Below are 18,926 nucleotides of genomic sequence, written 5' to 3'. Positions count from 1 at the left end.
TATGACGACAGACCAATTAAAAGAATTATTAGGCAACTATAAATGGACCTTGATGGTCGCGCTTATCATGTTCGTCATGATTGGATTCGGTTTCAAGCTGGCGCGAATTATTGACGAAGGCGACAGCAAGAAAGTGCAGGCTCAAAAGGAAACTATTGCTATTTTGTCAAAAGAGAATAATGCGCTAACGACGAAAGTAAACCAGCTTGAAGTAGCCGTGGAACTTGCCACACTCGAGTCTGAAAATATCGCAAAAACGTTAAGTGAACAGAAGAAAGAGCTAGAAGCACAACAAGAGCTGTTAAGCTTCTATGAGCGTGTTATGGCGCCCGAGAAAACCGATGAAGGCTTTGCTATTGAAGGGGTAGAGATCTTTAAATTAAGCGATACATCATATCAGCTCAGGTTAGTCTTACTGCAATCTAAACAGAGAAAAGCAGTGATAAATGGCAACTTAGATATTGCTATTGTAGGCAAAAGAGATGGAAAGCCTGTTAGGCTAGAATCTGGCAGTTCAAGCCTACTTGCTGAAGACGTTAAGTATCGTTTTCGTTTTTTCCAAGCGGTTAACGTAACGCTTAATATCGAAGAGGATATAGATGTAGAATCTATCGATTTTACTACACGGGTTTATCAATATAAAACCCGCAAGGGCAACTATGAGGTTAGTGTCTCATGGAGCGAAGCGCTTTCAGTTGATGTAGAGTAAGTCTCTAACAACCATAGTTTAGCTAAGCACATAGCTAGGTATACTTAGGTTTTCCACACATATTGATTTATTCACGCCCATGGTTTTGGTAAGTAAAAGCTTAATAATTTCTAGGGCATGATCTTGTTAATATTCAAACAGGTACCAGTAGCCATAGCCTACAAGAAAAGCTGGAATGGCAGAGTAGACAGTAGCGATAAGGGCTGCCTTTGGTGAAAGCGCGATAGCGGGAAACAAGGCATCGCCATCGTTACTAATCGCGTTGCCTAACTGAGCTGAAAAAGGGACTGCGCCATTTAAATACAAACTGGTGACCAATATTTGAGGGCCGCAGCCGGGTAAAAAACCTATAACAATAGCCAAGCCGACCAAGCCCGGTCCCATAGCTTTAAGCATTCCCGCTATGTCTAGTCCAAACCAGACAACAGAAAGCTCGAAAATCAAAAATGCGAGTATCACCCATGCCAATACAAATTGCGTATCTAATGCGGCTTTTTCCTGCCACTTAGGCGGGGGCGGAATGACGTCTTCTTTGGTGACTGAAGCGTATCCGCTTCCAGAACCACATAGTGACCAAAGCACCAAACTTGCTATACATAAAGAAGCGCCAATTAGTGTTAGCGTATTCTCACTGATAGCCAAGTAACTGTGAACGGGGAGTTGAAACGCCAGAGCCAAGGCAACTGCTAGCGACGGTAAGCTCATAATCATCCAGAATGCTGTAGATAGTGAAGCGGCTTTATGGCTTAGTGCTTTCGGTTTATCTGTGTTCAGGGGCTCTTGGTTAGAATCAACAGTTTCAGGTGCTCGATAATTATGGAATTTACTAACCACTAATCCCGTTGCAGCGCCTACGATAACACTTACTGCCATTACCGTTAACGCATCTAATGGTGCTTGGGCTAGTAATAGAAACGCCGCATCTCCCATGGTGCTGGTTAATACCGCTACCACGGCTCCAAAACTGGTAACACCTCGTGTGTACTGCGTTACCACAATAATTGCGCCACCACAGCCGGGTAAAGCACCAAGCAGTGCCGAAAGGCCTACCTCGTGGACGGGGTGGGTTTTCATATAGTTGCCAATAGCATCGGCTGAGACCCGCAATGTGGTCAAGTAATAAAGTGCAAGCGATGCATAAACAAATGCTGCTACTTGGAAGTATGCGTCTGATAAAACTGAAAGCGTTACAAAATGGGTACTGCTATGAGTAAGTGGGATTAAAACTAAAAGCGGCATCAACAGTCGCTTATTAGCTAACAGCGGGTAAAGAGTGCTTTTAATGAAAGCTTGAGTAAAGCCACTTAGAAGATGTGGTCGAGACTTATCGCGCTCCAACGTTCTTGAACTTTTCGATGTTTGGGGCGCTGTATCCATTACCACTTCACTCTTAAATTACTGAACACTATTTTGAAGGCGCACAATTGAAAGTGCGCCTTCCGTTTGCCTATCGGCAAATTGCATTCGCTTAGCTAGAAAGGGTAACCGTGCCTTGCATAATTCCGATATGACCGGGGAATGAGCAGAAGAACATGTATTCTTCGTCTTTGCTTAGACCTTCAACAGAAAACGTAGTAGAGGTTTGTTCGCCACCACCAATAATCTCTGTAGCGCCAATTACACGTTCGTCACCAGGCTTAATGTAGTCATTATCGAGTCCAGCACTCATGCCATCTGTTGCTACCGCTTGCCCATTGGCCTTGGTGGTCATTACCCAGTTATGACCCATAGATTGCTTCGGGAGTTGACCAGTATGCTTAAGCGTTACGGTAAATTCGCTGCAGTTTGCAGGAATCGTTATGTTTTTTGTATTGAACTGCATCGCGTCATTTGATTCCACAGTAGTCTCACATTCGTTAGCAAATGCACTGGAAGCTAAAATGAAAAGGGCTGTGCCGCCAAGTAGTTTCTTCATCATGAATAATATCCTTTGAATATAGATTAACCGCACCTTTCGGTGGAATTAGAAGATTCCATTTTCAATACGAAAAAGCATAGCACTGGATCATGTTAAATGCTAATAATTATCATTTGAGTTTTTAAGGTGAGTTTGCTATCAATAGTTCTTGCCTATTCACCGCGTTATTTTTTGATGCACTCTTGATAAACGAAAAAGCTAATGTCATCGATACGAAATACACGTAAACAAATTCGTTTTGGACACAACGGTGGTGAACTGAATGTATTGGTTAACTATCTAGACAGTGTGGCCTGCATTGCTAGTGTACTACCACAGAAAAGCGACAAATTTACGATTTATAAAAATGCAGTCGAATTGCTGTATGAAGTCATTTGTGACCCGCTAGTCTGTAAAGAGTGGCGTTATGCCTGTTTAGACCACTTATACAAGCCTTTACTTAACGCTGAGCGTTACGCCTGTAATGAGAGTGATCGAATTACGCTTGCAAGATTAAAAATAAATATGCATGTGCTAGTCCCCCATTTTTTATGAGCGGCTAGCGAGGGAGATACCTACTCAGTACTCTTAGTTTGCACTTAGTAGCCCGAGTAGACCTTTGATGACAGCGTGATAAACACGCCAAAAATTCAGTTACATCAACACAAGGATACGAGTTATGACAGCAACACGCACAGAACGCGACAGCATGGGTGAGTTACAAGTGCCTGAAGATGCACTTTACGGCGCACAAACTCAACGTGCTATTCAAAACTTTCCGGTCAGTGGGCAGCGCATGCCTGAAGCTTTTATACGCGCGTTGCTCACTGTGAAAAAAGCCGCAGCGCAAGCAAATATGAAGCTGAAAGCACTAGATAGCGATCGCGGTTTGGCGATAGTTAAAGCCTGCGATGAACTGTTAGCCCTTGACGATGTTATGCAGCACTTTCCGGTAGATGTCTTTCAGACGGGGTCCGGTACCAGCACAAACATGAATGCCAACGAAGTAGTAGCCCGTTTGGCATCTGGTTATTCAAGCGAAGAGGTTCACCCGAACGATCATGTAAATTACGGGCAAAGTTCAAATGATGTAATACCAACAACCATTCACGTAAGCGCGGCTATTGCCTTATCAAATGAGCTAGTGCCTGCTGTGGAAGGTTTGGTTAGCATTATTGAAACGAAAGCAAAGTCTGTCGCGCAATATTGTAAAACCGGGCGCACTCACCTTATGGATGCGATGCCAGTAAGAATGGATCAAAGTCTACTAGCTTGGGCATCTCAGCTTAAGCAGCAGTTAAAAAATCTTCGTGCTGTGCAACCTGCTATCCAAACCCTTGCTCAGGGAGGTACGGCAGTGGGTACGGGTGTAAACGCCCATGCTGACTTTGCAACAACATTTTCAGATACGCTAGGAGAACTGACCGATATCGCGTTTAAACCAGCAGATAATTTCTTCGCGCTAATTGGCTCTCAAGACACTGCAGTAACGCTTTCAGGTGCGACGAAAAGCCTGGCTGTAACACTTATGAAGATTGCTAACGACCTGCGTTGGATGAATTCCGGTCCGCTAGCAGGTTTGGGTGAAATAGCATTGCCTGCGTTACAGCCTGGATCATCGATTATGCCAGGCAAGGTTAACCCAGTTATTCCTGAAGCGGTGGCAATGGCTTCAGCACAGGTGATAGGTAACGACGCGGCAATTACCGTAGGCGGGCAGTCTGGAAACTTTGAGCTCAACGTCATGCTGCCTATGATTGCCAGCAATTTGTTATCAAGCTTGTCGCTAATGACCAACAGTGCGACGCTTATTGGCGAACAAGCAATTGAAGGATTCACGGTCAACCAAAATAACATTGAAGCGCCACTTTACAGAAACCCTGTTCTCGTCACCGCGCTTAACCCTGTCATTGGCTATGCAAAAGCTGCGGAAATTGCCAAGGCAGCGTATAAGGAGAATAAGCCTGTTATCGATGTGGCTGAAGCAATGACAGATATCTCCCGGGATGAGCTGGAAGCCCTACTAGACCCTAGAAAACTCACTTAGCTGTAAAGCGCTTAAAAAAGGTCTAGAAACAGATGTGGACTGAAAGAAGTGCGATTTACCATCGCACTTTTTTGTGGTTTGACTCAGAGGAAATTGGGTAAAAAAATCGCACAGCGCCTGCTTGCCTAAAAACTATTCGATGGTTGGCACGTTCCTAGCTAAAAAGCTTAGGTAAAACCTGTTTTAACCGGTATAGAGTTGCTGTATGTGAACAGGAATTTTGGTACAGTGATGTTATAAATTATTTGTATAGCTGCGTAAGACAGCGACAGACATTAGCGCTAATAGGTTTTACTTATTTTGATGGCGAATTGCTAGGAAAAAAGTAACGCCTTTTCGGGATGAAAAAATGACAGAAACTTGCTTTCGCATGAAGGGCACTACGCTCACCAGTATTGTGTTAGAAGTAATAGATTTTGAGCCAGATAACTTCGAAGCTCAGCTATCTAAGAAAGTTGCGAGCGCGCCGCAGTTCTTTACCCGTTCCTCACTGATTTTGCATTTGATAAAGCCTTTGTCTGCTACCGAGTTCGAACTGCTAGTGGCCATTTGCCGTCGTTTGCAATTGCAGCCTATGGCAGTGAAAGGTGAAGTGGTAGAGCTGAAACCGACCATTAATGATTTGGGATTAGCAGATGTAAGCCAAAGCAAATTTACAGACAGCGCGCTTCGCTCACAAAAAGAGAGCGCTAATAACGGCACTGAAAGCGGCAGCGACAAAGCTCATAGCAACGAGCGCCAGCCGCAAGCATCTGCCGAGCCTCCTAAAAGCGAGCCTGCTCCTACAGCAGTCCCAGCACTTAAGCCTGCTAAAGTTGTCAATCGTCCTGTACGTTCTGGTCAGCAAGTTTATGCTGAAGGCTGTGACTTAGTAGTAACTGCGTCAGTGAGCGAAGGTGCTGAGCTTTTGGCTGATGGCAACATTCATGTTTACGGTACGTTGCGCGGACGCGCGTTAGCTGGCGTTAAAGGCAACACAGGGGCTCGTGTATTTTGTCAGTCATTAGACGCAGAACTCATTTCAATTGCTGGGCAATTCATTATGCACGACACCGTGAAGGGTGAGTGCTGGAAGAAGCCTGCACAAGTGTATTTAGAAGAAGAAACATTACGTATAGAGCCGTTAGCTTAATGCTTTGTACGCACTAATAGGAAAGAATAGATGGCAAAGATTATCGTAGTAACCTCAGGAAAAGGTGGTGTAGGTAAAACTACATCGAGTGCAGCAATAAGTACGGGGCTTGCGTTAGCAGGTCATAAAACGGTAGTGATAGATTTCGATGTAGGCTTGCGAAACCTTGACCTTATCATGGGTTGTGAGCGCCGCGTTGTTTACGATTTTGTTAACGTTATCAACAAAGAAGCGTCACTAAAACAAGCGCTAATTAAAGATAAAAGAACAGAAAATCTTTTCATCCTTCCCGCTTCTCAAACTCGCGATAAAGATGCACTCACTGTAGAGGGTGTACAAGCAGTATTAGATGAGCTTAAGAAAGACTTCGAGTATATCATTTGTGATTCGCCAGCAGGTATCGAACAAGGTGCTCAAATGGCGCTTTATTTTGCTGATGAAGCCATTGTAGTAACCAATCCGGAAGTATCGTCGGTACGTGACTCAGATCGTATTTTAGGTATTTTACAAAGCAAATCGATGCGCGCAGAAAAAGGCGAACCGGTTAAAGAGCATCTGCTTCTTACTCGCTACAACCCAATGCGTGTAGAAAGTGCGGAAATGTTGAGTGTTGCCGATGTGGAAGAAATTTTGGCTATTCCACTTTTGGGGGTAATTCCAGAATCAGAATCAGTGCTTAAAGCGTCTAACCAAGGGCAGCCGGTTATTCTTGACGAAGAGGCTAATGCAGGACAAGCTTATGCTGACGCCGTTAAACGTCTGCTAGGCGAAACTGTTCCACATCGTTTCCTTGAAGCAGAAAAGAAAGGGTTCTTTAAGCGTCTTCTAGGAGGGAAGTAATGGGAATTTTCGACCTGCTCAAAAAGAAGCAAAAGCCGAGCACTGCCGCTGTAGCTAAAGAGCGGTTACAAATTATCGTTGCACATGAACGTAAAAAGCGTACCGAGCCTGACTACTTGCCCATGATGCAGCAAGAGATCATTCAAGTGATTAGAAAATACGTTTCTATCGCAGATGATCAGGTATCAGTTCAGCTTGATAATAATGACGAATGCAGCGTACTAGAGCTAAACGTAACGCTTCCGGAAAACTAGTTGGTAATAACCGATAGAAAATAGTAATAGATTATTCTTTATCGGTGCTTCTTAGCTTTTCCTCATTAACGTCTAGTTGTTTTGAAGCCATAGCAATGAGCTTCTCATCTAAAGGGGGAGGGGTAATATCTACCCCTTCACTTAATGCTTGAACGAGGGTCTCAAGTACGTCAACTCTCGCCTGCCACTTGTACTCTCCATTTATAATATGCCATGGGGCGTAATCGGTATGAGTCTTCTCGAACATATCGTTGATAGCTTCAACGTAATGTTCGCGCATGCGACGATTATGTAAATCCTCTTCAGTGAGCTTCCAACGCTTAAAAGGGTTGTGTAAGCGCTCTTCAAACCTTTCGCGCTGCTCGTCGGCAGAGATATGCATAAACAACTTTATGATGCGAACTCCATTATCGCTAAGCGTTTTTTCAAATTCGTTTATCTCTTTATAACTACGCTGCCAGTCTGTGGCCGGGGTTAGCCCGTCAACACGCTCTACCAGCACTCGTCCATAGTGGGAACGGTCAAAAATTGTGAGCTTTCCAGGTGAAGGGATCTGTTTCCAAAAACGATAAAGAAAGTGTTTTTCACGCTCTTCCTTTGTTGGTGCAGCTACTGGACACACGTTTACGGAGCGAGGATCTAACTTTTCTGTGATACGTCGTATAACACCACCTTTGCCTGACGCATCCCAACCTTCAAAAACGATAAGCGCGCGTCTTTTTTGGTGATAGTAGGACTGCTGAACATGAAAAAGAGATTCTTGGCATGCACTTAACTGATTTTTGTATTCTTCTTTCTCACTAAATCGAGAACGACCGAAATCGTCAAACAAGGTAACGGAAGTTTTTGAATGAGAAGAGCTCATATAAATAACCTATATTTCAGATAGATATCAGAATGTTAACCGCGAATTATTAATTTTTTAGAAATTACATGCAGAATTGAAAAGAGCGTCTACACTTACCTGTCAAATTACGCTAACAGGATATTAGTATGCAGTTCAACGTTTATTCGTTGGTTCTTTTGACGGCAATTTTTCTTTTTTCTTTTAATACCCGTAGTGCAACGTGGAGTGAAAACGAGCTTCATATCCAGCACGGGAAGCTCAATCAGCCTTTTGCCGAGGCCTCGGGTACTGAACTTACTACGACAATTTTTACATTCCAGCACGCCAGCGGGTGGGAGTATGGAGGAAACTTCTTTTTTGCTGACTATTCAAGCACTTCTGCCGGTGATGAACTATATGCAGAGTGGTACCCCACTTTCAGCTCTAAAGCTCTATTTGATGCTAATTACAGCGGCCTTCTAAGCGACATCAGTTTTGTCATGGGCGTAAATATGGCGCCAGAGTCAGACGTTTTAAAATATCTACCAGGCATTCAATTTCATCTCGACGTTGAAGGCTTCCAGTTTTTGAATGTGCTTGTCACCGCATATTTAGATGATAGCGAGGGGCTCAGTGCTGGTGGAGCACCTAAAGAAGACGACAGCTGGATGGTTGATATTGCTTGGCGATACCCCCTAAGTCTTTATTCACAGCAATTTTATATTGAAGGACATGCAGAGTACATCGATGAAAGAACGTCTGAAATACCTGGCGCTGTAGTCGAGTCGTGGGTATTGGCTCAAATCCAAGCGCGATGGGACGCTGGTCAGGCTTTCTTCAATGTGAAGGACAGGTTGTTTCTAGGGGTAGAGTATCAGTATTGGAACAATAAGCTAGGAACGCAAGAAGAAGACAGCGTTGTTCAAGCGCTGGCAGTATGGCGTTTTTAAGCCACACTTAGTGTTGATAGTTATTCAATTAATTTGGAGTAAATAATATGCAATTAAAGCGTCTGCTTTTCATTGCGTTAATTTCCGCGCTTATTGTACCTGTGGTTATTACCACGGCCGTATTTGCAACGTCTATTTTAACTTTTCTTACTAATAAGGTAGAGACATCAGACCTACCTACCGCCCTTGAAGAGGTCAAGAATGCTGTTGAACTAGATTTGCAGAGTACAATACTCCCAAGCCGTTCATTGGCTAATAATATGTACATAAAGCGTTGGATGCAAAATGGTGAGCCTTCAGAAGGCGTTAACGTACTCACCAGCCACCTTGCAGAAATAAAGCGAGAAAGTAATGCCATTAGTGCTTATGTTGTGTCAGGAAATTCTGATAATTACTATACCCATGATGGTATAGATCGCCAGATCACACCTCAAGGCGACGCTTGGTTTCAAACCTTTATTAATAGTAGCCAGCCTTTTGAAATAGCTATTGATATCAACAAATCGAACGGTGTTGCTTCGGCGTTTATTAACTATGCGATAAAAATTGAAGGTGAGCGCGTAGCACTGGCAGGCGTGGGTTTATCGTTAGATGCAATGTCTAAGCTGATAGCTTCCTATAAAGTTGCTGAGAGTGGCATTGTTTATCTAGTTGACGACGCCGGTAGTATTGCTTTGCACCCAAACATGTCAAAGCGTGGCGAAAAGTTGAATGCAAGTGCATTTGTGAACAATCCCAGTGAACTAGAAGTGTCTGGCAGTGATGTAACACGACTTGCAGTAAAACTGAATTCCTTGGATTGGTATTTAGTTACAGAAGTTCCAACCGGTGAGCTTTACGGAGCCATTAACACGGCTGTTTTAACTAACATACTCATTGCGCTTGTTATCATAGCGCTAGGTTTGGTGGGAATGAGATTCTTGTCGAACAAGATTTTTGCACCTATTGATACTATTACCGCCGCTGTTACTTCGTTAAACGAACGGGATGGTGACCTTACTGCTCGCTTGAATATCAGTGAAGATAACGAGGTTGGCGCTTTATCTGCTCAAATAGATTTATTTTTGGAAAAGCTCCATGCCATGTTCATCCAAGTTTCAGAAAGCGCGCAGCACGTAAAGGGCATAGCTGCCCAAGTTTACGAACAAATAGAGCTTTCCCAAAGCTACTCTTCAAGACAAACCGACAGCACCAACTCGGTAGCTGCAGCAATTGAAGAAATGGACTTGACCGTACGTGAAATATCAAACAGTGCTCAGGGCGCATCTGAAGTCGCTAATACTACCGAAGAAAACGTCAGCGCTAGTGCCAATACAATAGACAAGGCTATGCAAAACATGAGTGAGCTTAGCGGTGTCATGACAAAGTCGGTCAACTCAGTTAACGAGCTCTCTAGCAGTATTAATTCTATTTCTTCTATTTTAGATGAGATTAGAGGCATTTCTGAGCAGACCAATTTACTTGCGTTAAATGCAGCGATTGAAGCGGCTAGAGCAGGGGAGCAGGGCAGAGGTTTCGCTGTAGTCGCCGACGAGGTTAGGAACCTCGCAAGTAGAACAAACGAGTCTACGACAGAAATTAGCCAGCTTATGGATGAACTAAACAAGCGCACGTCGGACACTGTAGCTGATATCTTGCGAGGTAACGAAAGTACACAAGCCACGTCTGAGTTCTTATCAACCTGTGTGCAGGCTCTCTCAAACATATCGGCCGAGGTAAGCAAGTTAACCGAAGCTAATACCCATGTAGCTTCAGCAACACGGGAGCAATCTGCGGCTACCGGTGAGATCAGCGAAAATATTTCTGTCATTTCGCAAACCGCAGAGGAAACATCTCGCAGTATGGAAAGAAGCTATAGTTTGGTCAATGAGCTTGATGAAGAGGCGAAAGCGTTGGATAACACTATCAGTAAATTTACGCTTTAATGCAGGTTAGCCACAGTCGTTGTTTGGATAGTTCGAGAGCTACTAGAGTTAATTCAGGTGTTACTAGTTGGTTCAAGTGCTATCACATGGCTTAATTTTTATCTCATGGTTTGATTGTTAACTCATGGCTGTGGTTGAATCGTTAAGTTTTGCCCCAATAATTGCTAACTATCCGCAAGTATTAGATAATTGCGAGCAAGCAGAAAGTGCGTTAGCACGAGATTATTGTAGAGGTGGGTATGTCTGTAGAAACGGCGTTGCCAATTGAGTTTTCAGACGCTGCAGCAGCGAAAGTGAAAGCCCTTGTTTCAGAAGAAGAAAATCCTGATTTGAAATTACGTGTATACGTAACAGGTGGTGGTTGTTCGGGCTTTCAATATGGTTTCACATTCGATGAGAAGGTGAACGAAGGCGATATGACTATTGAGAAAGACACAGTAACTATGGTTGTCGACCCAATGAGCCTACAATATCTAGTAGGTGGAATAGTTGATTACGTGGATGGCCTTGAAGGGTCACGCTTTTTAGTTCAAAACCCTAATGCCACGACTACCTGTGGCTGTGGCGCAAGCTTTAGCGTTTAAGTAAGTTCGTTTAAAAGCGAGCTAAACGCTGAGCGCTTAAAACACGAAAGTCTGCATTTATAACCATTTGCAGTTTAAGCGATAGGCATACATCGCATCATTTTGTATGCCTGTCGGTTGTTCTACTTACAATACTTCCTTTTAATTTCAAATTCTGGCTACACTGATTTCAACAAACGACCATAGTTTAGGACAGCGTTTATGAAATTATATGGCTCTACTACTTCTCCCTATGTACGCCGCATTCGCATTGTATTAGCGTCTACAGAACACGAATTTTTAAATCTTCAAATCTTTTCAGGTGAAGATCGCGAACTGCTTGCTTCGCGCAACCCAACCTTAAAAGTACCTTGCCTTGAAGACGATGGGCAAATGATATTCGATTCTCGCATTATCTATAGTTATCTTGCCGATAAGCTTGATCATGATGGGTTAAGTTGGGAAGAAGAGAATCAGCTAACATTAATTGACGCCGCTAACGATTCATTTGTTCAGCTTATGCTTCTAAAGCGTTCAGATTTTGATATTAGCGAAGATAAAATGTATTACCGACTTCAAAATGAGCGGATTGAAGCAGTATTGGATGCGTTGTCAGAACAACTCGATGCGGGTGGCTTTAGTGGGTGGACTTACCCGGAAATCTGTTTGTATAGCATGATCGACTGGGTGCTTTTCCGCGAATTACACAGCATGAAAGACTACCCACAATTGTTAGCGTTCCATGAAAAGCACCATGACAGAATTGAAGTAACCGCAACTGACCCGCGTAGTTAAATTTAGTCAGATATCATGGCCAGGTAAATGTAGGTAAATTAGGTATAAATAGGTAAGGTTGTCCTAACTTACAATCACCACTCTATAGCTACGCTCAACCAAGTTTTTGAATGTGCTATAGAAAGGGGTGCTAAAATAAGGGCTACTAAACAATTAATAGCCCTTATCAAAATTAAACTGGTATTTAAGCGGTTCGCCTTTGATATAGCGCAGCGCATTGTCTAAAAACACATCTGCCACATCGCTAGGTTGAGATTCTGCGGCCGTGTGAGCAGTCACTGAAATATTAGGGTGCTGCCAAAACGGGTGAACGGGGTCGAGGGGCTCGCTGCGAAATACGTCCAATACTGCATGCGCCAAAGCGCCTTTGTCTAAAGCTTGCAAAAGCGCATCGTCGTCAACTGCACTGCCTCTACCCGCGTTAATGAAGACACTATGAGGTTTAAGTGCATTAAAAAAGCCGTGAGATAGCAAGTTTTGCGTTGTGGGAGTATCTGGCATTAAATTCACGACGTGATCACATGCACTGGCAAACCCGTCGATGTCGTCAGGAGTGTAAACAGCATTAGCGCCTTCCACTTCTTTCCCGCTTCTCGTTAGACCTACAACCTGCATGCCGAAGGCGTGAGCAACCGGAATTAGTGCTTGCCCTATACTGCCAAGTCCGACTATACCCAGCGTTTGACCATTTAAAGGTACCCGTTTTGATGCCTCCCACTTCGGCTGGGCGGCGCGCTGATTTTGTTCAAACGCTTTTGTATTTCTAGCATGCTCCAGTAAATAGGCAAAAACGTATTCCCGCATTAACTTACCGAAAATTCCTTTTAGCCCAGTAAGTGTGTAGTCTGATTTATTCGCATTCAGCAGCGGGGCATTGCCCGCCCACGTTGATTGACACCAAGTAATCGCTGCACAGCTGTGGATGATATTAGAAGCGAGATCAGGGTCTGCGAGCATCACGCTGACGTCTTTGGTATCTACATCTTCTGAACGCGTAGTTATTTGTTTAAGCGTTATAAGTGGGCAGCCATCGGCCCCGATAAAGCTATCGTTATCTGCTATTTTTTCTCGAAGTGCATCTGCAATATCGTTAGCTTCATTGCTTAAAATAGTAAGTTCAATCACCTTCGAACTCCTTGCTGTCATTGGCCTAACACTCCTAAAGTAAACTTTTCTTTCCTCTGCCTGAATGCATTATCGTCAAGCTGGTTGTTCTAAAAATGTGATTTAAGTTTTACATTTTTGTAAACATTGTCGGTGTTATGTATTTACACCTGAAGTTAAATTGCAACGGAATCGCTATGCAGTCAGAAAACAAATTCCAAAATTCAATAGATGTTGATGTAATGCACGCTAAAGTGCTATCACCTAAGCGTAACACGACCCAAGCCTCAACATCGCAGGCTTTAGTTGAAGAGCAACTTTCACATTTCGGCATAAGCGCCGAAAGCGACTATGGCAAGGCACTCGCCAATACGGCTCATCACTTGTACGGTGCTCAGGCCAGCGTTATGCAGCTTTGGGATATTACTAGCAACACGTTGCAAGAACTTGATAAAGAAGACAGACTTGCCTACTTCAATGCCAAAAAGTTTTTGTCTTTTCAAATTGCTAAGATATTAGATACGCTGCAAAACCCGTTTCGAGCCACATACCAAAGCTTGTCGAGCGGCAACGGCTCACAAGGGCACTATCCGCTGTTCGACAATGTCACTGCACTTTTTTCAGCTACACCCGTGGTGGTAAGAACAGCAACCTATGTGTATGCCTGTACTGAATGGGTAGACGATGCTTTTCAAGGAAAAGAGTTTACCCATCAAATTTATTCGCGATTATTAAACCCTACCAACATCTCCCTTGCCAACGCAATTGTAGATATGGAAGCGGGCCCTTACGCCGCTGAATACTTGGCGTGGAATTTTAATTCGGGCATGGCGGCAATTGATGCCTGTTTATCGAACGTGCTGAGTCATGGCGATGTGCTCATTGTTTCTAGAAACGTATATGGTGGGGTGTATCAGCTGCTTCATGATTACTTCGCTCGCAGCAACCGTATGGATATTCAAATTGCATGGTTTGATGGCTATGACGCACAAAGCTTTGCGTCATTTATGCAGCAAACAAAGGCCGAGCATGCCTCACGTTTAGACAATGGCGCCAAAATGCATGTGTATCTAGAGTCGCCATGCAACCCACATGGTTACGTACTGGACGTACCCGGAATATGTGAGTTAGCACACGCACAAAATGCGTTAGTTATGTTGGACTCTACGCTTGCTACGCCTGTGTTGCACCAACCGCTACAGCATAAAAACAAAGCCTCACGTCCCGATTATGTCATCCACAGCTACACCAAAGATCTGTGTGGTAGTGGCGCAACCACAGCGGGCGTTGTGATAGGCGAGGGACATCGCATGTTCCAGCCAAAAGGCAGCTCAGTAAACGGGGTAGACTGGTCCGAAACCATGTTCTGGGATGTGTACTACATCAAAGGTGCATTCCTAGATTCTGAAAAGGCGTTTGATGTATTAAACGGTATGAAGACCTTGGAACAGCGCATGATGACTAAGGTTATCAATACTCAAGTCTTTACCTCATTCCTAAATGCCCACGACCAAATTCGCGTTAACTGTCATGCGTTGCCTGAACACAGCAATGCAGGTTTGCGCGAGAAGCAGCATACGCACGGCTGGCCTTGTACCTTATTCACTGTAGACATGGCGCCCGCGAATTTACCTCGCGACGTGTTTGTGCGCTTTTTCGATGCCCTAGAGCCGGCCTTTAGCCACCAAGTAAGCATAGGTCAAAACAATACAATAATTTTGTGTCCTGCGCTGACGTCTCATTCAGAGCTCAGTGGCGACGAACAGAAAAAAGCCGGAATAGAATTAACGACTATGCGCATTGCAATGGGTACAGACAATGTTAAGCAGCTTATTGCTCATTTCATGTTGGCCGCCAAGCATTTTATCGAACCTCATGCGCCTGGTTTTTGTGAGAAGTTTATGGCAAACGCCGACATTGATAACTTGTATTTATCAGTAAGTGAGAGAGTAAGCTCACAGCATTTTGGCAGCAAGGCCAGTATGGATTCACTGATGAAAGGGGCTTAGGTGCACTTTTAGTTCAAGAATTTGTCTTGAACTGTCGATAAAACATATTGAGGATGTTCTCCTTCTCCCGGGCCTTTCCTTACGCGGGCTCGGGATTTTTTATTTTTGGCAAAGCTTATTAGTGATGATGAGCGATTCTCTTTGCTATAAAGTGAAAAGACACTAAAACCCTTACCTTCATAAAATAACTAAGGCGGCTTTATGCACGAGTTTAAAATTGATGTAACGCTAGATGCATCATTGCCCTTTATTTTTACAGCATTTCACGAACCTGAGTATCTCTCAGAGTGGTTTGCACCAGGCGATTGTTCAGTTACACAAATTATGAGTGACTTCAAAGAGGGCGGACGTTATCGGATAAAAATGATGGATCCCAGCGGTATAGAAATGTCATTGACCGGTGAATACGTGACCATTTTAGCGAATGAGCAGCTGTCGTTTTCCTGGGCGTGGGAAGATGACATGGAAGAGTCGGTAATGACATCGGTGGACATTCACTTCGAAAACACCGAAGAAGACAACGTAAGGCTAGTTCTTATTCAACAGGGCTTTTTAAACAAGCAAGAGTGCGATCAGCACAACTTCGCGTGGATGTCGTGCTTGGAAAAACTTGCCGTGTTAGCAGCTAGGACGAAATCGTTTAATTAACCATTTTTCTGCAGTCACCAGCTTTCTGCAAGTTAGGCCTAGTTTAAGCCTAGTTTAGGCATAGATCAGGTATAGATCAGGTATAGTATTAAGAGCGACGCGTATACATGGGGCACAGTGTTTGATACAAACTGTTTGATTAAAATTCAGTGGGCGCAAGGCAAGGGCAGAGCGGCTTGCTCTGCCCTTAGCTAATTTAGGTTAGCGACGTCATCGCGTCTTTTCCGCTTTTTTCTCGGTAAGTGTCAAAGTCGTTATAGCCTTCTTCACCTCCCCCGTACCATGCAGACGGATCGTCAAACGAAGCTAACGGATAACCGTGCTTGAAGCGAGTAGGTAGATCCGGGTTTGTGATCCAAGGTCTTCCAAAAGCAATCATGTCTCCATCACCGTCAGATAATCGCTTTTCCGCTTCTTCTTTTGTATAGCCACAATTCCCCATCAACATACCGTCAAAAAGGGCCCTGAATTCTGCTAACGTCATGGCTTCACCACGCTCATGAAACCCGAATGCTAAGCCATCCATTACATGTAAATAGCCTATTTTTAATTTATTTAGCTGTTGGGCTACATAAGTAAAAGTTTCACGAAAATCATCGGCACCCATATCGTTAAACGCGCCGTTTGGCGACAACCTTACACCGACATGCTCTTTTTCCCATACGCTCAATACTGCGTCCATCACCTCGCTTAAGAATCGATATCGGTTGTCTAGACTGCCACCGTAATTATCGTTACGTTGGTTGCTACGGCTATCTAAGAATTGGTTTATAAGGTAGCCATTTGCCGCATGGACTTCCACGCCATCAAACCCTGCAGCTTTGGCGTTAATAGCTGCCTTCTTGAAGTCTTCAACAGTGCGCTTTATATCATCAAACGTCATGGCTTTAGGCACTTCGTAGGGCTTTTTGCCTTTAGGCGTGTGAATCTCATCGCCTTCAATTTTGATAGCAGATGCTGAAAGAGGTAAATTACCGTTGTGAAAGTCGCTGTGAGATGCGCGCCCGGTGTGCCAGAGTTGAAGTACGATTTTTCCACCCGCTTCATGAACGCGGTCTACGATTGAGCGCCAGCCTTCAACCATCTCGTCAGTATAAATTCCAGGAGTATCAACCCAACCAATGCCTTCCTCTGATATGGTCGTCGCTTCAGTGATAATAAGCCCTGCATCTGCACGCTGAACATAGTGATCGCCCATAATTTTATTGGGTATGCGATCGGCGCCCGCTCTACCTCTTGTCATAGGTGCTAATACCATGCGATTTTGCAATGTGTTACCTGCCCAATCGAACGAGACTGAAAAGTACTGAGTCTGTCATTCGTATTCCTTATTCAACGAAGAAGAGTTTGTTGATGAAGCGTTACGCTTGTTAGCGCTATAAACGCCAGAAGATAAGTATTGAATACAGGAATAGCGGGGAGTTGGATTTATAAAAGAGCGCCCGAAGGCGCTATTGAGTGTATTGCAGGGAGAAAAACTTTACAGTAAAGCTGCTAGGTTGACGTCGAACCGTAGGCCTAGAACAATAGCATCATCAAGTGCCATTACTCTGTCGCGCTCTGCGAATTGGTCGGGATTGATGATGTAGTGAACGTTTGGCTGAATTCTTACGTGGTCGTTGAGTTGATAGCCATAACTCAGTTCTAACATGGTTTGGCTACTTGCTGGAGTACCAACCCCGCCGTTTATGGCTCTTAATATACGCTGATCCTCTAGCGCTTCATCACTGTATTGCTGACGGGTAAACACGAAGCCCAGAGTATCGTCAGGACGTGACGCCATGGTACCTCTTAGTACAAAGCCTGCTTTGACATAATAGTCTTCAATCAATTCGCCAGATGTACCGGTTAGCACGGCGCCGAAAAGCGTTAACCCTTCTTTCGTGAGCGGGTTAGGGCGAGTAACAGTTTGTTCAAATCGAGCAAATATACCCGAGCGACCGTTTCTAACAGCGTAATCATTACCTGTTTGCGCCGCATAGTTGCCTTCATCATCAAAGACAGGATCGGTGTAGTCTGCGCCATCATACCAACCGCCAATTTCATATCTTCTTGGTAGTTCGTCATTATCCCAAGTAGTTTGATACCCTAGAGTGAACGGAACAACAACGCCAGTAGCTTCATTAGTCGCCCAATCGAAGCCGTGATCGCCTAAGTCCTGATGACTGGTATTATCTTCGTACACGCCGGTATGAAAGTATGTTTTTGGTGAAAGCCTGTATTTAGCATGGCCACCCCAACTCGAAACCGGCCACCAAGTAAAATTACTGGTTCTAAATACAAAAGTCGGGTTCCCACAGGCAGCATTGGTTTGAAAGTACTGGCAAAGTTCAGAGCCTAAAAAGCTGATATTCGCTACAGTACGGCCACCTTCTAGTTCTAAATCGCCATCAAGAAATGTGGAAGAAATCGTAAACCGTGCAAGACGGGTATTTTGACCGCCAAAGATCTCTTGTACAGATGTGCTGTTTCCGATGTAGTGCTCGGCTAAGTTTTTACCGTGTCGATTTGTCATGGCAATATGAATTTTAGTGTCATCCCAACCTGCTAACGTATTTAAGTCGAGTTCTCCACCTACAAAAAGCTGACCAGCATAGGCACTACCTCTGCGCTCACCACCGTCAATGTTGGTTGCTGACTCGCCTGTGTAACTTGCTTGAAAGTCAAACGCTTCTTGAAACTTACTTTGTGATGCTGACGCGGTGGCAGCAAAAAGAACGGTACCAGCGAGTATTGTGGTGTATGACCCTCTCTTATATCTAGAAAGGCGACGTGTAGCTGTAGTTGTTTTCATCGTTATTCTCTCAATTAAAAATGTTTATGAGCCGTAGCTTGTTACGAGCGTGTGACTGATGGCATCTACACATTCTTTGCTAACTCTTTGTTGACGCTAGATAAATCAGAGCGGGCTCTCGTTACAGCGTTTTAACATGTCTATGCTTTTGACGAAATTTAACGAACCTTTGTCATTAAATCAACCATGTTTATTTACTTGATTTTCTAATTTTGTGTATTTTTGGTTAATAAAAAAATGGTTTCTTGGAAATGAACGCGTCACGAAAAAATTTTTTCGGTTAGTTAGCTTGTCCATGTATCATGCTGATTATTAAATGGATTTTTATTTGTTGGTGTAATGAATAGAAGTGGGTGGAATTATTTTGTTAATACTCATCTAAATATAAAGTCTAATTCTTAACGTATTTTAGTATAAATAAATTAAATTGATT

Annotated in this window: 17 protein-coding genes and 1 pseudogene; 12 read left to right on the top strand and 6 right to left on the bottom strand. The window is 43.8% G+C overall.

All coding sequences use genetic code 11. From position 1 onward, the window contains the following. The first annotated feature begins 1 nt into the window (after position 1). Positions 2-709 (top strand): DUF6776 family protein, encoded by a 708-nt coding sequence (locus ACYX4W_RS18805; protein ID WP_476074198.1) that lies wholly within the window; start codon positions 2-4, stop codon positions 707-709. A gap of 126 nt (positions 710-835) precedes the next feature. Here the strand turns inward: ACYX4W_RS18805 and ACYX4W_RS18800 are convergent, their stop codons facing one another. After that, positions 836-2,086: a putative manganese transporter gene (locus ACYX4W_RS18800; protein WP_476074197.1), complete on the bottom strand. Its 1,251-nt coding sequence runs from the start codon at positions 2,084-2,086 to the stop codon at positions 836-838. Positions 2,087-2,177: 91 nt separating this feature from the next. Beyond that, positions 2,178-2,627 (bottom strand): azurin, encoded by a 450-nt coding sequence (gene azu, locus ACYX4W_RS18795; RefSeq protein WP_476074196.1) that lies wholly within the window; start codon positions 2,625-2,627, stop codon positions 2,178-2,180. A gap of 201 nt (positions 2,628-2,828) precedes the next feature. Between azu and ACYX4W_RS18790 the strand changes: the two genes are divergently transcribed. The 5 genes from ACYX4W_RS18790 to minE all read left to right on the top strand — a co-directional run bounded on the left by ACYX4W_RS18790 (position 2,829) and on the right by minE (position 6,879). Continuing rightward, positions 2,829-3,161: a hypothetical protein gene (locus ACYX4W_RS18790; protein WP_476074195.1), complete on the top strand. Its 333-nt coding sequence runs from the start codon at positions 2,829-2,831 to the stop codon at positions 3,159-3,161. A gap of 124 nt (positions 3,162-3,285) precedes the next feature. Then, a complete protein-coding gene (locus ACYX4W_RS18785) occupies positions 3,286-4,653 on the top strand; it encodes a class II fumarate hydratase (RefSeq protein ID WP_476074194.1) in 1,368 nt (455 codons plus the stop codon). 349 nt (positions 4,654-5,002) lie between these two features. After that, complete coding sequence (minC, locus tag ACYX4W_RS18780; RefSeq protein ID WP_476074193.1) at positions 5,003-5,785, top strand: septum site-determining protein MinC; 783 nt, start codon at positions 5,003-5,005, stop codon at positions 5,783-5,785. A gap of 30 nt (positions 5,786-5,815) precedes the next feature. Continuing rightward, the gene (gene minD / locus ACYX4W_RS18775) at positions 5,816-6,625 is read left to right on the top strand and encodes a septum site-determining protein MinD (protein ID WP_269916709.1); all 810 of its coding nucleotides are present in this window, start codon (positions 5,816-5,818) and stop codon (positions 6,623-6,625) included. Next, a complete protein-coding gene (gene minE, locus ACYX4W_RS18770) occupies positions 6,625-6,879 on the top strand; it encodes a cell division topological specificity factor MinE (protein WP_118492536.1) in 255 nt (84 codons plus the stop codon). The genes minD and minE overlap by 1 nt, the downstream gene beginning before the upstream one ends. Before the next feature lie 31 nt (positions 6,880-6,910). On the opposite strand, the gene ACYX4W_RS18765 is transcribed toward minE, so the two are convergent. Further along, complete coding sequence (locus ACYX4W_RS18765) at positions 6,911-7,744, bottom strand: polyphosphate kinase 2 family protein (protein ID WP_474805212.1); 834 nt, start codon at positions 7,742-7,744, stop codon at positions 6,911-6,913. 128 nt (positions 7,745-7,872) lie between these two features. Here ACYX4W_RS18765 and ACYX4W_RS18760 point away from each other — a divergent pair, with 128 nt between their 5' ends. The 4 genes from ACYX4W_RS18760 (at position 7,873) to ACYX4W_RS18745 (ending at position 11,938) form a co-directional block, all read left to right on the top strand. Further along, on the top strand, positions 7,873-8,655 hold the full coding sequence (locus tag ACYX4W_RS18760) for a hypothetical protein (protein WP_476074192.1): 783 nt from the start codon (positions 7,873-7,875) through the stop codon (positions 8,653-8,655). Between the two features lie 47 nt (positions 8,656-8,702). Beyond that, on the top strand, positions 8,703-10,580 hold the full coding sequence (locus tag ACYX4W_RS18755; RefSeq protein ID WP_476074191.1) for a methyl-accepting chemotaxis protein: 1,878 nt from the start codon (positions 8,703-8,705) through the stop codon (positions 10,578-10,580). A 239-nt stretch (positions 10,581-10,819) separates the two neighbouring features. Further along, on the top strand, positions 10,820-11,164 hold the full coding sequence (gene erpA / locus ACYX4W_RS18750; protein ID WP_025256292.1) for an iron-sulfur cluster insertion protein ErpA: 345 nt from the start codon (positions 10,820-10,822) through the stop codon (positions 11,162-11,164). Positions 11,165-11,365: 201 nt separating this feature from the next. Beyond that, the gene (locus ACYX4W_RS18745; RefSeq protein WP_474805219.1) at positions 11,366-11,938 is read left to right on the top strand and encodes a glutathione S-transferase family protein; all 573 of its coding nucleotides are present in this window, start codon (positions 11,366-11,368) and stop codon (positions 11,936-11,938) included. A gap of 153 nt (positions 11,939-12,091) precedes the next feature. Here the strand turns inward: ACYX4W_RS18745 and ACYX4W_RS18740 are convergent, their stop codons facing one another. Beyond that, positions 12,092-13,063 carry a D-2-hydroxyacid dehydrogenase gene (locus ACYX4W_RS18740; protein WP_476074190.1) on the bottom strand — a complete coding sequence of 324 codons (972 nt, stop codon included), beginning with the start codon at positions 13,061-13,063 and terminating at the stop codon, positions 12,092-12,094. Positions 13,064-13,239: 176 nt separating this feature from the next. On the opposite strand from ACYX4W_RS18740, the gene ACYX4W_RS18735 reads away from it, so the two are divergent. Next, positions 13,240-15,051, top strand: a complete 1,812-nt coding sequence (locus ACYX4W_RS18735; protein ID WP_476074189.1) for a trans-sulfuration enzyme family protein — start codon at positions 13,240-13,242, stop codon at positions 15,049-15,051. Positions 15,052-15,252: 201 nt separating this feature from the next. Beyond that, positions 15,253-15,699, top strand: a complete 447-nt coding sequence (locus tag ACYX4W_RS18730; RefSeq protein ID WP_476074188.1) for an SRPBCC family protein — start codon at positions 15,253-15,255, stop codon at positions 15,697-15,699. 196 nt (positions 15,700-15,895) lie between these two features. On the opposite strand, the pseudogene ACYX4W_RS18725 reads toward ACYX4W_RS18730, so the two are convergent. Next, positions 15,896-17,018: pseudogene (locus tag ACYX4W_RS18725) on the bottom strand (alkene reductase). 161 nt (positions 17,019-17,179) lie between these two features. Further along, positions 17,180-18,493: a carbohydrate porin gene (locus ACYX4W_RS18720; RefSeq protein WP_476074187.1), complete on the bottom strand. Its 1,314-nt coding sequence runs from the start codon at positions 18,491-18,493 to the stop codon at positions 17,180-17,182. Positions 18,494-18,926: the final 433 nt, after the last annotated feature.

Source organism: Alteromonas sp. ABH4_454 (assembly GCF_056311775.1).
Note: the sequence above shows the minus strand (reverse complement) of the source record. Positions and strands in the feature narration are given on the sequence as shown.

What these genes read in the sequence shown, in the direction of transcription:
- erpA (WP_025256292.1), top strand. Translation starts at nt 10,820, where the DNA reads ATGTCTGTAGAAACGGCGTTGCCAATTGAGTTTTCAGACGCTGCAGCA.
- ACYX4W_RS18730 (WP_476074188.1), top strand. Translation starts at nt 15,253, where the DNA reads ATGCACGAGTTTAAAATTGATGTAACGCTAGATGCATCATTGCCCTTT.
- minE (WP_118492536.1), top strand. Translation starts at nt 6,625, where the DNA reads ATGGGAATTTTCGACCTGCTCAAAAAGAAGCAAAAGCCGAGCACTGCC.
- ACYX4W_RS18805 (WP_476074198.1), top strand. Translation starts at nt 2, where the DNA reads ATGACGACAGACCAATTAAAAGAATTATTAGGCAACTATAAATGGACC.
- ACYX4W_RS18760 (WP_476074192.1), top strand. Translation starts at nt 7,873, where the DNA reads ATGCAGTTCAACGTTTATTCGTTGGTTCTTTTGACGGCAATTTTTCTT.
- ACYX4W_RS18790 (WP_476074195.1), top strand. Translation starts at nt 2,829, where the DNA reads ATGTCATCGATACGAAATACACGTAAACAAATTCGTTTTGGACACAAC.
- ACYX4W_RS18735 (WP_476074189.1), top strand. Translation starts at nt 13,240, where the DNA reads ATGCAGTCAGAAAACAAATTCCAAAATTCAATAGATGTTGATGTAATG.
- ACYX4W_RS18800 (WP_476074197.1), bottom strand. Translation starts at nt 2,086, where the DNA reads ATGGATACAGCGCCCCAAACATCGAAAAGTTCAAGAACGTTGGAGCGC.
- minC (WP_476074193.1), top strand. Translation starts at nt 5,003, where the DNA reads ATGACAGAAACTTGCTTTCGCATGAAGGGCACTACGCTCACCAGTATT.
- ACYX4W_RS18720 (WP_476074187.1), bottom strand. Translation starts at nt 18,493, where the DNA reads ATGAAAACAACTACAGCTACACGTCGCCTTTCTAGATATAAGAGAGGG.
- ACYX4W_RS18755 (WP_476074191.1), top strand. Translation starts at nt 8,703, where the DNA reads ATGCAATTAAAGCGTCTGCTTTTCATTGCGTTAATTTCCGCGCTTATT.
- ACYX4W_RS18785 (WP_476074194.1), top strand. Translation starts at nt 3,286, where the DNA reads ATGACAGCAACACGCACAGAACGCGACAGCATGGGTGAGTTACAAGTG.
- minD (WP_269916709.1), top strand. Translation starts at nt 5,816, where the DNA reads ATGGCAAAGATTATCGTAGTAACCTCAGGAAAAGGTGGTGTAGGTAAA.
- azu (WP_476074196.1), bottom strand. Translation starts at nt 2,627, where the DNA reads ATGATGAAGAAACTACTTGGCGGCACAGCCCTTTTCATTTTAGCTTCC.
- ACYX4W_RS18765 (WP_474805212.1), bottom strand. Translation starts at nt 7,744, where the DNA reads ATGAGCTCTTCTCATTCAAAAACTTCCGTTACCTTGTTTGACGATTTC.
- ACYX4W_RS18745 (WP_474805219.1), top strand. Translation starts at nt 11,366, where the DNA reads ATGAAATTATATGGCTCTACTACTTCTCCCTATGTACGCCGCATTCGC.